Annotated in this window: 16 protein-coding genes; 7 read left to right on the top strand and 9 right to left on the bottom strand. The window is 63.7% G+C overall.

Annotated elements, in window-relative coordinates:
* Positions 1-5: 5 nt before the first annotated feature.
* Positions 6-1,325: a dicarboxylate/amino acid:cation symporter gene (locus tag I3J27_RS26745; RefSeq protein WP_270161882.1), complete on the bottom strand. Its 1,320-nt coding sequence runs from the start codon at positions 1,323-1,325 to the stop codon at positions 6-8.
* 88 nt (positions 1,326-1,413) lie between these two features.
* Complete coding sequence (locus I3J27_RS26740) at positions 1,414-2,427, bottom strand: formamidase (protein WP_270161881.1); 1,014 nt, start codon at positions 2,425-2,427, stop codon at positions 1,414-1,416.
* Between I3J27_RS26740 and I3J27_RS26735 the strand changes: the two genes are divergently transcribed.
* From I3J27_RS26735 to I3J27_RS26725, 3 genes are read left to right on the top strand one after another with little or no spacing between them, the layout of a single operon-like run.
* Complete coding sequence (locus I3J27_RS26735; protein ID WP_270161880.1) at positions 2,426-3,313, top strand: TetR/AcrR family transcriptional regulator; 888 nt, start codon at positions 2,426-2,428, stop codon at positions 3,311-3,313. The two genes, I3J27_RS26740 and I3J27_RS26735, sit on opposite strands and share 2 nt — an antisense overlap.
* A 13-nt stretch (positions 3,314-3,326) precedes the next feature.
* Positions 3,327-5,192 carry an adenine deaminase gene (locus I3J27_RS26730; RefSeq protein ID WP_270161879.1) on the top strand — a complete coding sequence of 622 codons (1,866 nt, stop codon included), beginning with the start codon at positions 3,327-3,329 and terminating at the stop codon, positions 5,190-5,192.
* Between the two features lie 13 nt (positions 5,193-5,205).
* A complete protein-coding gene (locus I3J27_RS26725) occupies positions 5,206-6,597 on the top strand; it encodes an NCS2 family permease (protein WP_270161878.1) in 1,392 nt (463 codons plus the stop codon).
* An 8-nt stretch (positions 6,598-6,605) separates the two neighbouring features.
* Here I3J27_RS26725 and I3J27_RS26720 read toward each other — a convergent pair whose 3' ends face one another.
* A complete protein-coding gene (locus I3J27_RS26720) occupies positions 6,606-6,827 on the bottom strand; it encodes a hypothetical protein (protein ID WP_270161877.1) in 222 nt (73 codons plus the stop codon).
* 352 nt (positions 6,828-7,179) lie between these two features.
* Between I3J27_RS26720 and I3J27_RS26715 the strand changes: the two genes are divergently transcribed.
* The gene (locus I3J27_RS26715; RefSeq protein ID WP_270161876.1) at positions 7,180-7,362 is read left to right on the top strand and encodes a hypothetical protein; all 183 of its coding nucleotides are present in this window, start codon (positions 7,180-7,182) and stop codon (positions 7,360-7,362) included.
* 20 nt (positions 7,363-7,382) lie between these two features.
* On the opposite strand, the gene I3J27_RS26710 is transcribed toward I3J27_RS26715, so the two are convergent.
* The 3 genes from I3J27_RS26710 to I3J27_RS26700 form a co-directional block, all read right to left on the bottom strand.
* The gene (locus I3J27_RS26710) at positions 7,383-8,762 is read right to left on the bottom strand and encodes a vWA domain-containing protein (protein WP_270161875.1); all 1,380 of its coding nucleotides are present in this window, start codon (positions 8,760-8,762) and stop codon (positions 7,383-7,385) included.
* A 5-nt stretch (positions 8,763-8,767) separates the two neighbouring features.
* Complete coding sequence (locus tag I3J27_RS26705; protein ID WP_270161874.1) at positions 8,768-9,715, bottom strand: AAA family ATPase; 948 nt, start codon at positions 9,713-9,715, stop codon at positions 8,768-8,770.
* A 147-nt stretch (positions 9,716-9,862) separates the two neighbouring features.
* Positions 9,863-10,063 carry a hypothetical protein gene (locus I3J27_RS26700; protein WP_027545881.1) on the bottom strand — a complete coding sequence of 67 codons (201 nt, stop codon included), beginning with the start codon at positions 10,061-10,063 and terminating at the stop codon, positions 9,863-9,865.
* 225 nt (positions 10,064-10,288) lie between these two features.
* Here I3J27_RS26700 and I3J27_RS26695 point away from each other — a divergent pair, with 225 nt between their 5' ends.
* The gene (locus I3J27_RS26695; RefSeq protein WP_270161873.1) at positions 10,289-11,263 is read left to right on the top strand and encodes a quinone oxidoreductase family protein; all 975 of its coding nucleotides are present in this window, start codon (positions 10,289-10,291) and stop codon (positions 11,261-11,263) included.
* A gap of 36 nt (positions 11,264-11,299) precedes the next feature.
* Here I3J27_RS26695 and I3J27_RS26690 read toward each other — a convergent pair whose 3' ends face one another.
* Both I3J27_RS26690 and I3J27_RS26685 read right to left on the bottom strand, forming a co-directional pair.
* Positions 11,300-11,575 carry a hypothetical protein gene (locus I3J27_RS26690; protein ID WP_270161872.1) on the bottom strand — a complete coding sequence of 92 codons (276 nt, stop codon included), beginning with the start codon at positions 11,573-11,575 and terminating at the stop codon, positions 11,300-11,302.
* 98 nt (positions 11,576-11,673) lie between these two features.
* Positions 11,674-12,282: a S24 family peptidase gene (locus I3J27_RS26685; RefSeq protein WP_041748162.1), complete on the bottom strand. Its 609-nt coding sequence runs from the start codon at positions 12,280-12,282 to the stop codon at positions 11,674-11,676.
* Positions 12,283-12,447: 165 nt separating this feature from the next.
* On the opposite strand from I3J27_RS26685, the gene I3J27_RS26680 reads away from it, so the two are divergent.
* Positions 12,448-12,981, top strand: a complete 534-nt coding sequence (locus I3J27_RS26680) for a GcrA family cell cycle regulator (protein WP_270161871.1) — start codon at positions 12,448-12,450, stop codon at positions 12,979-12,981.
* A gap of 46 nt (positions 12,982-13,027) precedes the next feature.
* Positions 13,028-13,603 (top strand): hypothetical protein, encoded by a 576-nt coding sequence (locus tag I3J27_RS26675; RefSeq protein WP_270161870.1) that lies wholly within the window; start codon positions 13,028-13,030, stop codon positions 13,601-13,603.
* A 46-nt stretch (positions 13,604-13,649) separates the two neighbouring features.
* Here I3J27_RS26675 and I3J27_RS26670 read toward each other — a convergent pair whose 3' ends face one another.
* The gene (locus I3J27_RS26670) at positions 13,650-14,006 is read right to left on the bottom strand and encodes a hypothetical protein (RefSeq protein WP_270161869.1); all 357 of its coding nucleotides are present in this window, start codon (positions 14,004-14,006) and stop codon (positions 13,650-13,652) included.
* Between the last annotated feature and the right edge of the window lie 279 nt (positions 14,007-14,285).

The following is a 14,285-nucleotide window of genomic DNA, read 5'->3' as shown; positions in this document are numbered from 1 at the left end:
CCGCGCTACCCCGCCGTCACGTCGACCAACTCGCCGCCCTCCAGCACCTTGACCGCCGTGGCGCGGTCGAGATCGCCTTCCCACGCAGCGACCACCACCGTTGCCACGCAATTGCCGACGAGGTTGCCGAGCGCGCGGGCCATGCCGATGAACCAGTCGACCGACAGCACCAGCACGAGGCCGATCGCGGGAATGCTCGGCACCGCGTTGAGCGTCGCCGCCAGGATCACGATCGCCGAGCCCGGCACGCCATGTGCGCCTTTCGACGTGATGAGGGAGACGCCAAGCACCAGCAGCAGATCGCCGAACGACAGCGGTGTGTTGGTCGCCTGGGCGATGAAAACCACGGCAAGCGTCAGGTAGATCGAGAACGCATCGAGGTTGAATGAATAGCCGGTCGGGATGACGAGGCCGACCACCGAGTCCTTCACGCCCATCCGCTCCAGCTTCTTCATGATCTGCGGCAGCACCGCGTCGGACGAGGCGGTCGCGAGCACGATCATCAGTTCCTCGCGCAAATAGGCGAGGAATTTGAGGATGTTGATTCCGGCGAGCGCCATCACGCCGCCGAGCACGCCCAGTACGAAGATGCCGACCGAGACGTAGAACAGCATCACCAGCGAGACGAGCTGCTTCAGCGAGCCGACGCCGTATTTGCCGACGGTGTAGGCGACAGCGCCGAGCACGCCAAGCGGGGCCACGCGAACGATGAGCCCCATGACGCGGAATAGCACGGTCGAGGCGGCATCGATGAAGGACGTCACGAGCTTGCCCTTTTCGCCGCCGACCAGCGCGAGGCCGACTCCGAACAGAACCGCGAAGAACAGCACCTGGAGCACATCGTTGCGCGACAGCGCGTCGAAGGAGGTGGTCGGGATAACATTCATCAGGAACGCGCCGATACCGCCGCCGGACAGTTTATGGGCGTTGTCGGCGTAGGTGTTGAGCGCCTTGGCATCGAGCGTCGAGGGATCGATGTTCATGCCGTGGCCGGGGCCGAAGAGGTATGCGAGCAGCAGGCCAACGACGAGTGCGACGGTCGTCATCACCTCGAAATAGACCAGAGCCTTGACGCCGACCCGGCCGACCTTCTTGAGGTCGCCGGCACCGGCAATGCCGTGCACGACGACGCAGAACACGATCGGGGCCACGATCATCGAGATCAGCTTCAGGAAGGCATCGCTGAGGATCTTGAGGCTGACGGCAAAATCCGGGGTGACCATCCCCAGGATGACGCCAAGCACCAGCGCGGCGAGCACCTGGACGAACAGCGAGGTGTAGAGCGGCTTGGGCTCCGCGACGGGTGCCGCAGTGATGGTCGACATGGTGAACTCTCCCGGTTTTGACGCGTCCTCGACGCCAAGAAGGAGCAACTACCGTGCCAGATTGCCGCGGCTCGGGCGGGAGGCGGGCCTATTCCGCGGCCTTCGCCATCTTGCCAAACATTCGGGTCGGCGCCGGGAAACCGCAGGAGGTGCCGTCGGTGACCTTGACCTGATCCTCCCAGGGCAGGCGATAGCTGCCTGCAACCATGTCCTGCATGAAGGTATAGGGGCAGTCCATCGCGCCGCCTTTTACCGCGACATAGCCGCGGTGCCAGAGCTGGTAGATGTTGTTCTCGACACCCCAATTGATGCGCGCCTCGCGCACGAGGTCGGGCCGCACCTCAGCCGTGATGATCTCGTCGGCACGGCCGGTGGTGCCGTGCGCCAGCACGTTGCCATCGAAATTGACGATCATGCCTTCGCCCATGGAATCGAATGACCCATCGCTGCCGCACATGCAGACGTTTGCGGTCACCATCAGATTCTGAAACGAATTGGCCTGGTTGGTGAAGCGCCATGCTTCGCGAATCGGCGCGGTATAGCCGGCGGTACGGATCATGATCTCCGCGCCCTTGTAGGCGCATTCGCGCGCCATCTCCGGGAACATGCCGTCGTGGCAGATGATCAGCGCGATCTTCGCGCCGTTCGGGCCCTCGATCACGGGAATGCCGACGTCGCCGGGCTCCCACGGCTCGACCGGAATCCACGGATGAAGTTTGCGATAGTAGAGCTTGATCTCGCCGTGGTCGTCGATGATCAGGCCCGAATTATAGGGATTGCCGTGCGGGTTGAACTCCATGATGGAGAAGCAGCCCCAGATCCTGTTGTCGATGCAGGCTTTCTTGAAGGCGGCGACCTCGGGCCCGTCGAGCCGGCACATGATCTCGGGATTGGTGTCCATCGAGAGGCCGTGCAGCGAGTATTCGGGGAACACCACCAGATCCATGGTGGAGAGATTACGGCGTGCCTTGCCGACCATCCAGACGATACGCTCGGTCTGCTTGGCCAGATCGGCGCGGGTCACGACATTCGGCAGTTGCAACTGCACCAGCCCGATGACCACACCGTTGGGAGATTTGTTCAGCCCGCCAAGTCCGTTCATGATCAGCTCCCTTGCCGTCCGCGCGGCGCCGTTGCACGCGGTTCTCGGCAGAGCAAATCCGATTTTGGCGACGCGCAAAAGTCCATTTTTCAGGCGACGGGCGAAAGTCGTGCTCGTGAGGATCGCCAACCGTCGCCGGAGCGTGCCGACGCCCATTGATGCGGCGCGGCGTGCCTCAAGTCTCGGCTTGACCCTCCCGTCCGTCCAATGTCAGGCTTATGACATGAGTACAGCAAAGCGACATATCGCCAGCCTTCGTGACGAATATGCCGAGATGACGCGGCAGCGCATCGTAGCGGCCTTCGTCGAGACGCTGGAGGACGAGGCGGCCGACGACATCTCCATGGCCGCGGTGGCCAAGCGCGCGAAGGTGGCCGAGCGAACCATCTATCGGCACTTCAAGACCCGCGCGGAGCTGTCTGCTGCGGCCGGCGAATGGATCGAGGACAACGTCTTCAGCTACATTCCTTTCACTTCGCCCGACGAACTGCCCGAGATCTTCCGCAAGCTATGCAAGCGATTTGATCGTCATCCGCATTTGGCTCGGGCCATTGCAGTGACGCGAGCGGGCCGAAGGGTGCGCGCGGGCTTCCGGCGCCACCTGATCGAGCAGCATCGCAAGGCGATGGCACCGCTGGTGCAGCATCTGCCCGCGAAGGAGGTTCGCCAGGCGGAGGCGCTCGCGTCTTATCTCAACAACGTGCTGGCCTGGAACGCGATGCGCGAGGACTTTGGCATGTCCAGCGCCGAGATTGCCGACACGATTGAGTGGGCGCTCACGACCCTCCTGAAGGACGTCCGGCAGCGCGATGCCGTCGCGGCGCGCAGCGGCAAGGTCGGAAAATCGCCGCGGAAGCGAACCACGGCTCCGAAAGAGCCGGCGTAGAGTGAGGCAGGCCATGAATGCGATACCCGACGATCTCCTGATCAACGCGCCCGATGAGGTTCGCATCCGCCAGGACCTGGTGCTGACGGCGCTCGGCCGCCGCCCGGCCGATCGCTCCTTGCGTGTCGGCAGGCTGCTCGACGTGCACAGCCGCACCTGGAGCGAGGATCAGGAGATCGTCTTCAAGGGCCGGCGTATCGCGTGGGTGGGACCGGCCGGAACCTATCCCGGCGAGGTCCGCGAGCGCGTGCATCGGCCGGATCTCGCGGCCGTGCCCGGCTTCGGCGAGGTGCACAAGCATATCGAAAGCTCGCATCTGACGCCAGAATGGGAGGCGGCGCTGGTGCTGCCGCATGGCAATACCTGGACCTGCGAGGCGAGCCACGAATTCTCCAACGTCAACGGTGCACGCAATCTCGAATTCTGGTTCGAGGCACGCCGCCGCGGTTCGCCGCTCAAGATCTTTCCGCAACCCGGTTCGGCCGTGCCACCGACGGCTTACGAATGGGGCGGCGGCTGGTACGGGCACGATGAGCAGGCGCGCTTCATGGGTGAGAGCCTGATGGTCACCGGGCTCGACGAAGTCATGGACTGGCCGGCGGTGTGGAATCCCGAGAATCCCTCCTACAAGCGGCTCTGGGGCATGATCGAGGCGACGTTTGCAGCGCGCGGCGTCGTCGAAGGCCACGCCTCCGGCTTGCGCGATCTGCCCTCCATCAACGCCTTTGCCGCGGCCGGGCTCGCGTCCGATCACGAAGTGCAGACTCCGGAGGAGACCTGGGACAAGCTCACCCGCGGCTTGTTCATCGAGCTGCGTGTCTATGCCATGGACGAGATCGTCAAATGGCTGCTCGCAAAGGGTTTGCAGGACTGGTCGCAGATCGCGTTCACGACGGATGACCGCAGTGCCAGCCACACGCTCGAACTCGGCGCCAGCGATCACAATGCGCGGGTCGCGATCGAGGCCGGTCTTGCGCCGGAAATCGCAATCCAGTGCCTGACCATCAATCCGGCGCGGCATATGCGCCTCACGCCGTTCGTCGGCAGTCTGGCTCCAGGGCGTTTCGGCGACGTCGTGCTGCTCTCGGATGTTGCCAAGCTGACGATCGGTGAAGTGTGGGCCGATGGCGCGCAGGTTTCCGAGGGCAAACGGTACGTCGGCCAGGTGCCCGAGATCCGGTGGCCGGATTGGGCCACGAAGACGGTCAACATCGAGCGCACGATCAAGCCTCAGGATTTCGAGCTGCGGGCCGAGCCCGGCCGTACCACGATGAAGGCGGCCGTGATCCGTCCCTTCCATTGGCATCCCGAATTCTACACGCTCGAACTGCCGGTGCGTGACGGTGCCGTGCAGCGTGACGAGAGCGAGGCCATCACCAAATTTGCCATCGTCGATCGCTTTTCCGGCGACGGGCGGGTCGCAAAGATGTTCTGGCGCGGCTGCGGGCCGCGCACGCCGGACACGGCAGTTGCCTGTTCGGTGGCGCACGATAAGCACAATATCTGGGTGGTCGGTTCGTCCGATGCGGCGATGGCAAAGGCGGTAAACGCCCTGATCGAACTTCAGGGCGGATGGGCCCTGGTACGCGAGGGCGAGCTCGTTGCCACCGTGCGCTTCGAGGTCGGCGGGCTGATGAGCTGTCGTTCGGCGCAAGCGCTCGATGCCGAAATGCAGGCGCTTTATGCGGAAGGCCGCAAGATCGACTGGATGTACGAGCCGACGTTCCGGCCACGCTGGTATCCGGGATTCCCGGAGAGGCTCATGTTTGCGACGCTGACCTGCGCGCCCTGGAGCTGGGTGCTGGTTGCGCCGTGCGAGCAAGCGCCGCTCGGTTTCATCAACGTGCAGACCGGCGAAGCGCACCCGGTGGTCTGGTAGGGGGAGGACTGGGATGGACGAGATCACGAAGCCGCAAGCCGCTTCCACCGAGCCGGCGTCGCGCGCAACCTCGGGCTTGCTTGATCGTATCTTTGGCCTCACCGAGCGTGGCACGAGCGTTGGCCGCGAGGTGATGGCCGGAGCGACGACGTTCGCGGCGATGGCCTATATCATCGCCGTGAACCCGGCGATCATGTCCAACGCCGGAATGGATCGTGCCGATCTCGTCAGTGCCACGGCGCTCGCCGCGATCCTCGGCTCGGTGATGATGGGGCTGTGGGCCAATCTGCCGCTCGCCGTTGCGCCGGCGATGGGATCGAACGTCATCTTCACCTATGTCATCGTCAAGCAAATGGGCATGCCCTGGCAGGGGGCGCTCGCCATGGTTGCCTTCACCGGCGTGCTGTTCCTGATCCTCAGCCTGTCGAAGCTGCGCGAGAAAGTCGCGAAGGACGTCCCGGAAGCGCTGAAGATCGGCATCCAGGCGGCGGTCGGCACGCTCATCGTCTTCATCGCGCTGCGCGGCGCCGGCTTCGTGGTCCAGAACCCCTCGACCTACATCGCCATGGGATCGCTGCGCAGCCCGCCGGTGCTGCTGACGCTGTTTGGCCTCCTGCTCACGCCGGTGCTGGTGGCGCGTCGGGTACCCGCGGCGCTGATCCTGTCGATCGCGGCCCTGACCGTGATCGGATTCTTCGTTCCCGGCGCCAACGGCAAGATGGTGACGTCGGTGCCATCAGCCATCATGTCGTGGCCGCGCTGGCCGACCGGCACGTTCATGGCACTCGACATCGGCTATCTCTTCAGCCATTTCGTCGTGGCGCTGCCGTTGCTGTTCTATTTCCTGTGCGCCGAATTCTTTTCGACGCTCGGCACGCTGATCGGCGTGACGGGTGCCGCCAATTTGCGCAAGCCGGACGGCTCGATCCCGAATGCCACCGCTGCATTTGCGACCGATGCGACGGCTTCGATCGTGGGACCGCTGCTCGGGACGTCCGTCGTCACGGCCTACATCGAATCCATCACCGGCGTGCAGGCCGGCGGTCGCACCGGCCTGACCTCGCTGACAGTTGCGGGATTCTTCTTCCTCGCGCTGTTCTTCTGGCCGATCTTCGTCATCATCCCGCCGCAAGCGACCGCGCCCGCGCTGGTGCTCGTTGGTGTGCTAATGATGCAGGGGCTTGCCCGCACCGACATGACCGATCTCGGCAATGCGGTTCCAATCGTGCTGACGCTGCTGGTCACGGTGCTGACCAATAACCTCATCAATGGAATGGCCCTGGGCACGCTGAGCTACATCGCCCTGGAAGTGGCAGTCGGGCGGCGGTCACAGATTCCGGCGATGGTGTGGGGACTCGGCGTCGTGTTCGTCGCTTACGCGATCGTGATCGCACAGATCTTTTGACGTGCGCGTCAAGCTGCGAGGTCCAGCAACCTGCACGATCCGCGCACAAGCGCTTTGCGCCCGGCCGGCGTCATCGCTGGTACGCCGTCCTCGACCACGACAAGGCCGAGCTTGACGAGGCTTTCGACGAGATAGGCCTTCGAGAGGCGTCCGTTCGACACGGGATTGCGAAGCGCCTTCAGTGCTTCCCACTGGTCCGGCGAAAGGTCGAAGTCGAAATCGTCGTTCATGTTGCCTCAAGCGGTAATGCGCGTTCCGCGCGCCCCTGTTAGCGGCGCTGCATGAAAACCGTGCGACGACAATGAGTCGGGAATTCGGTGGGGTGTTTAGAACATCTCTTCACAAATTGCCGCACTTCATTGCGTCACAAGAGTTAAGATCCTTCGGACGCGAACATCGTTCCGATCTTCGATCACTAATTGATGATCTGCTCTTGAACGTGCGCCTCGGCTATCGCAGTGCAGGGGAAGCGTTGCTGTCTCATTTTGCGTCGCAGTATGCACAGGAATCATAAGGCGACGGACTCAGGACTCTGTTACGTTGATCCCTCGGGAATGGCTTCACAGGGCAGGAGTGGAGTGCATGAACAGACTGGTCGAAATTCGCGGTCAGGAATCCCTGTGCAGGGAGCGTGCCGCGCTCGATTCGGAGCGCCGCGTTTTCTGGCTCGCGCAAGCCCAGGAATGGGAGCAGCGGGCGCTCGACGAAATCGCCTATCATTTCCGGGAGTGCAACATCGCTCAGGCGGAGCTTGCGCGAGGCTGACGTCTGCGTGAGCTCGAGGCCTACTGATAGGTTGCAACGATATCGGACACCGCGCGCTCGAGTTGCTGCGCGGTCGCGCATTGGCGCACAACGCTGCAAAAGGTCGCGTAGCGCGGCATCTCGGAATCGCCAAAGCCCCAGGCGAGCCGTCCTTCGGGATTGAGCCAGACCAGCCGCTTCGAGCGTTCGGAGATGCGGCGCAGGATGTCGGCGCGCGGGTCGAGATTGTTGCTGCGGGCGTCGCCGAGCACGATCACCGTGGTCTGCGGTGTCAGCGTGCTCATGAACTCTTTTTCGAAATCGACGAGCGAAGAGCCGTAGTCGGACGAGCCGAAGCCGACCTTGGACATGATCTCGGCCATCGCCTCTTCCGGCGATTTCTTTTCCAGGATCTCGCTGACCTCGATCAGGTGCGACGAGAAGGCGAAGGAGCGGACATCGTCGACCACCTCGTGCAGGGAGTGGATCAGGAGCAGGAAGAAGTCGGAGACTTGTGCGACCGAACCGGAGACGTCGCAGAGCGCCACGATCTTCGGGCGGTCGCGATGCTTGCGCTTCCAGGCGGTGAGGAACGGTACGCCGCCCCAGGCCGCGTTGCGTCGCAGCGTGCGGCGGACATCGAGATGGCCGCGGCGCTGGCGCTTGCGCGGTTTCGAATAGCGCTCGCGCAGGCGGCGCGCGATCTGGCGAATCAGGGTGCGCATCTCCGCGACCTGGCGCCGCTCGATGCGGGCCAGCGGCGCGTTGCGCAGAATCTCGTTGCGGAGGTTTTCAGCCTCCTCGCGGGCATAGAGCGCAAGCCCTTGTGCGACCGTGTCGCGCACGGCCTCGCGCAAGGCGTCCAGCGCGGCACGGAGACGCTCGGCCAGCGGCGGATTGGCCGCAGTGAGTTCGTCGAGATCGTCGCGCAGGCGCTGGAGGCCCATGGCGTCGAGAATGCGGCTGGAGAAGATGCCGCGCTGGGTCGAGTAGCGGATGTCGGACAAGGAGGCCGCACCGGAAGCGCTGGCGATCGCGGCTGCGATCGCGTTGCGATCCTGAGACAACAGCATCTGCGCAAGCGGGCCCAGGCCTTCCGGCGGCCGGCCTTGGCCCGCTTCGCTGGCCGCGCCGGAGGAGGGCGACCGATCCGCGTCCTGCGCGGCGTCATCGTCGCTGGCGGCCTCGGGTTGATCATCGCGCTGTTCCGGCTGGCTGAAGAACAGATCAAAGCAGTCGCCGAGCGCGAGCTTCTCGTCCTGCGATTTGGCGAGCGTCAGGAGCAGCGCGTCGCGCAGGACGGCGCGGTCGGAAAAGCCGACCTGTTTGACCGCGCGCATCGCATCGATGCTTTCGGCGGGCGAAACGTGGACGCCGGCCCCGCGCGCCGCCCGAAAGAAACGATGGAGGTTCTCGCGCATCGGCGTCAACCGAAGACGTTGGACCGTGCCGCCTTGGCAATAAAGGTCGTCACTTGCGGCGATGCTGCCTCGATGTCGGCCTCGTATTTCAGGAGCACATTGAGCGTGTCCTTGACGATCTCGGTATCGAGCTCGCTGGCCTGCAGCAGCACCAGCACGCGCGCCCAGTCGATGGTCTCGCTCACCGAGGGCAGCTTCTTCAAGTCCAGCGAGCGGATTTCGTGGATGAAGCCGACCATCTGCCGTCGCAGCGTCTGCGAGATGCCGGGGACGCGGCTCTCGACGATGCGCTCCTCGAGCCGCTGCTCGGGGAAGCCGATATGCAGATGCAGGCAGCGCCGCTTCAGGGCGTCGCCGAGGTCGCGCTCGCTGTTGGAGGTCAGGATCACGGTCGGCGGCGTGATCGCCGAAACCGTGCCGAGCTCGGGGATCGTGACCTGGAAATCCGACAGGATCTCCAGCAGCAGCGATTCGAACTCTGCGTCCGACTTGTCGATCTCGTCGATCAGCAGCACGCAGCCGCCCGGCTGCTCCAGCGCCTGGAGCAGTGGCCGCGGCTCGACGAACTCCTTGGAGAAGAACACGTCACCGAAATCATGGAGCTGGTTGAGCGCGGCATGAAGCGTCTGCGCGCCGCCGAGCACTTCGCCGAGCTTGTCCTTGAGGATCTGGGTGTAGAGAAGCTGCTTGGCGTATTTCCACTCATAGAGCGCCTTGGCCTCGTCGAGGCCTTCGTAGCATTGCAGGCGGATCATCTTCATGCCGCGCCAGGCGGCAATCGCCTTGGCAAGCTCGGTCTTGCCGACGCCCGCCGGGCCCTCGACCAGGATCGGCTTCTCGATCTGCTGCGACAAATAAACTGCGGTCGCGATCTGCCGGCTCGCGATGTAGCCCTGCGCGGCGAGGCCGCTCTCCACTGCCTCGATCGACGTCGAGGCCTTCTGATCAGCCACGAAAGGGCGCTCCCAAAGGTCTTGCTTGAGGCTTGTTCTGCCTGCGTTCCCGGCAAAGAACAAGCCTCGTTTGGGAGGCATCTGACCCGCGTGAGAGGCGTTTTTTCCGCTGAACGCAAATAGTTGAGCGGTTCGCCGATCGCGCGATCAGTGCCGCAGCAGCTCCGGCTTGCGGATGGTCTGCCGGACCTCGGCGCCGCAATCGGCGCATTCATAGACGAAGTCGATCTTGGCAAGACTCCAATGCGGCTCGACCTCGCGCACATACATCGGCAGGAACCCCATGCAGGTGGGGCAATTCACAGGCGCGATTTCGACGTCCTGATGATGCTGTACATAAGCTGGCATCTCGGCTCTCCTTCGCAGGCGACCACCAAACCCCGCGCAAAGGCTACCGCCGGTTGCCGCAAGCCGGTCATCAACTCTTTCGAACGGAGGCGGAACGGCGGGCGTTTGTCGTTCGCTGTGACATTCTTGTTACGTCTTCTCTACTGTAACGGGCGGGCCAAATGCCTATTTCTCCGGCCGATCAGGTTCTCTGACCTTCACTGCAACGATAAGGGAGTAACGCCCATGACGCATGCTATTCGTTTTCACAGCACCGGCGGTCCGGAAGTCCTGGTTTGGGAGGAGGTCAGCGTCGGCAAGCCCGGTCCGGGCGAGGCACGCATCCGCCACACGGCCGTTGGTCTCAACTTCGTCGACATCTACAATCGCTCCGGTGTGTATCCGGTGCAATTGCCGAGCGGACTTGGCAGCGAGGGCGCCGGCATCGTCGAGGAGGTCGGGCCCGGTGTCGCCGACCTGAAGCCGGGCGATCGTGTCGCCTATGGTGCCTCGCCGCTCGGCGCCTATTCCGAGGCGCGGCTGATCCCGGCCGATCGGCTGTTGAAGTTGCCTGATGGCGTCGACGACACGACTGCGGCGGCGATGATGCTGAAGGGGCTCACCACGCAATATCTGATCCGGCAGACCTATCGTGTGAAGGCCGGCGACACCATCCTGCTCCATGCCGCGGCCGGCGGCGTCGGCCTGATCCTGAGCCAATGGGCAAAGCATCTCGGGGCGACTGTGATCGGCACCGTCAGCAGTGACGAGAAGGCGAAGCTCGCCCAGGCGCATGGCTGCGACCACGTCATCATCTACACGCGCGAGGATTTCGTGAAGCGCGTGGACGAAATCACGGGCGGCAAGAAGGTGCCGGTGGTCTATGACTCCGTCGGCAAGGACACGTTCCTGAAGTCGCTGGACTGCCTCGCGCCGCTTGGCGTCGCCGCGCTGTTTGGTGCGTCCTCCGGTGCGGTCGAGCCGCTCAATCTCGGCCTGCTCGCGCAGAAGGGCTCGCTCTACGTCACCCGGCCGACGCTGTTCACCTACGCCGCCAAGCGCGAGAACCTGGTGGCAATGGCGAACGAGCTGTTCGAGGTCGTCAAGTCCGGCGCGATCAAGATCGAAGTGCGGCAGACCTACCCGCTGAAGGACGCCGCCAAGGCACACGCTGATCTTGCCGCTCGCAAGACCACGGGATCGACCGTTCTTACGGTTTGATGCTCCAGCAAGTGACGCAGGCCGTTTGGGCCTGCGTCACTTCGGCTCGTGTCTGCGCAGATCGCGGGCGTGATCGAGGCGGATGGCCTGGAGGTCGACCTCCTCGGGCGGAACCTGGGGGAGGGCGGCCTCGGTCAGGATGGCTTCGGTGACGTCTTCGACCGAGCTTTCCGCGATCTCGTGGATGAACGAGATGTTCTGGTATTCACCCGAGGCGACGCGGGAAATGACCTCGCGCCGGGTGATTTCGGGATCGACGACCGCCTCGCGGCCGCGCCGCCCGTAGTCGATCATCACGACGAAATACTGCATGAAACGATCCTGCCGCGTCCCGTGGCCGGGAGCGCGGCAGAGTATTTCCGAAAAACGGAATCAAGTCAAGGGCGATTTCCAAAAATCGGAAATCGACCTTATTTTCCCTTCTTGCGAGGCCGCGCCGACTTGGCGCGCAGCCGCTCGAGTTGGCCCTTGGGCATGGACAGGCAGATCTCACCGACCCATTCGAGCTTCACGCCGACGATCGGCTTGGCGTTGAAGCTGGTGAGGTTGACGACGGAGGGCGACTTGCCCCGCTCGATGGTCTTCAAATAGCGCTCGCCGGTCTTGAGCCGGACCACGGCCTCTTCGCCGTAGAAGCTCGACAGCGGATGACGCTGGTCCTTGTAGACCACGATGACATCGCCGCTTTCGTATTTGGGCAACATCGAATCGCCCACGATCTCGAATGCGACGGTCTCTTCCATGATCGGGAAGGGCAGTGCGATGTCGCCGAGGCCTTCCGGGGGAACCTGCTCGTAATCCGGCTCGATCACGGCGCCGGCGCCAACGCGACCCATGATGGGCGCGAGATTGAGCTCGAGATATTCCATGATCGGAATGATTTCCGAGGCCTTCACCAGGCGCTCGCCGCCGAGGATTTCGGACACCGCGCCGGGCCGCACGCCCATGGCCGCCGCTAGGCCGCCCTTGCTCTTGCCCGTCTTCTCCAGGCCTCGTTCGATCATTGCAACGTCCAACATTGGTGATTCCCTCGATTGCGCATCGACTCGCCTCTTATAATCCGAAATTCGGAATTGATGCAATTATGAATATCAGAATTATCGCTTGACTCTAGCTTCGGAATACCGGAATGTGCGTTTCGCCGTCCGGTCGTGTGATCGGCAGCATATTCACAGGACAGCAGAATGGAACCGGGCCATTGGCCGTCGGAGCACTCCGACGCGCTTCGCGACTATTTTCTCAAGGGCATGTCTTATGCGGAGATGGGAAGGGACATAAACGCAAGGTTTGGAACGGCTTACACGCGCAACGCGGTGATCGGCCGCGCCAAGCGGCTCGGGCTCATCCTGCCGGCGTGGATGACGAGCCCGTCGATCGTGCCGTCTTTGCCGGGCGAGGCATGCCCACCGTCGCCACGCCGGCTGGCGTTGCCGTATCTGAATGTGCCGCCGAAGTCCGCGATGAAACCCGCAGCGCGGGTCAAGCTGCGCTGTGTCGGCGTCCAGCCGCGCCTGATCCCGCTGGTCGAGCTCGCGGGCGAGGACTGCCGCTATCCCTACGGCGGCGACAGGGACGGGGAGGAGATCGCTTTCTGCGGCCATCCGCGCCAGGCGGGCTCGAGCTACTGCGCGCCGCATGCCAGCCTGACGCGGCGGTCTGGAGCTGCGTCCACCCCTGCCGCCGGTCCCGTCGTGTTGAGGCTGGTCTCTGCTGCCTGACGGGGCCGCCATCCGCTCAATCGTCAAGCTTGCAAGGAGTATCCGAGTGGCACGTGCCAAACGCAGCAAGTCCTACAAATTGACTGGAATCCACGACCGCCGGTCGCGCGAGCTGCCGTTCAATGCGGAGTTGGCGGAGGTCGAGGTCGACAATCCGCTGGCGCTTGATGCCGGCGAGAAGATCGTGGTCGTCCGGTCGGTCCGCGGCGATCCGCTCGGCCGGTTGCACGCGCATCACCAGATCGACGAGGCGCAATATCGCGGCGGCCGTGCCTTCCAGAACGATTGGGAGAGGGCGGAGCGCGGGCCCCAGGCGGTGGACCCGACGCGTGAATATGTCGATGGCGCGCGCTCGCGCGAGCCCGTCACCGAGGTCCAGCGCCAGGCGGTGTTGCGCCTGAACCGGGTCGAGCGCGAATTGGGGACTGACGGCGCCGCGCTGGTGCACGACGTGCTGGTGCTGGGGCTGACCATGGATGAGATCGGTCAGCGCCGTGCCGTTCGGACCCAGCGCTGGAACGATTATTTCGCACGGCGCTTTCGCGAATGCCTGGACCGGCTGGCGCTGATCTACGGTTTTGCAACGGAAGGCGGGGCACAGCGCGCAGAACGGCGCCGATGATGGCGGCGCCCCCGCGGACTCGGCCGCAGGGGCGCCTGTCCTCTCCTCAGGGATGCGGCACGATCTGGTAAGGCGTCGTATAGGGCTCGACACGGAGCGAGGCGTTGGCCAGGAGCCCGATCTTGGCGGTCGGCGCCTGCTGCAATTCGCCGTTCGGGCCGCGATGCACGTTGTATTGCCAAACCGTGAGATCGCCTTTCTGCGCCAGCGCGTGAGCAACCGCGCTCGCATCGTTGCCGCCGAGCGCCTGAAGCTCCTCCGTCGACAATCCGACGACGATTTCGTCCTTGATGGTGACGATCTTGAACAAGTTCATCCTGGTCTCCTGCGCCCATGCGCCTTGTGTCGAGAGGGTGAGAAGCGCGACCGCGGCGCCCCTGATGAGATCGCAGCGAGAAAGCATGTCGTCGTCCTTTGGTGCTGAGGCGCGCCCGAATCGAGTCCGTCAGCCATGGCGCGCGTGGTCTGCGTGGCTGTTTCGCAATCGCTTGGTCGTTCGAGCTTGAATAGCGGTTCATGGACGGAAACAGCTCGGGAGCAATGAACCGCGATGCGAGGAGGCCAGGACCCTGGAGACCGGCTGCGACATCGACGTTCATTTCGCAGGCGGTACAACCGCCGAATTCGGACTCAACAATTGCGTGTACAATCTGGAGAAACTCGACCTCGCCAATCTCCGTTC

It is taken from the genome of Bradyrhizobium xenonodulans (assembly GCF_027594865.1).
Classification (GTDB): Bacteria; Pseudomonadota; Alphaproteobacteria; order Rhizobiales; family Xanthobacteraceae; genus Bradyrhizobium; species Bradyrhizobium xenonodulans.
Note: the sequence above shows the minus strand (reverse complement) of the source record. Positions and strands in the feature narration are given on the sequence as shown.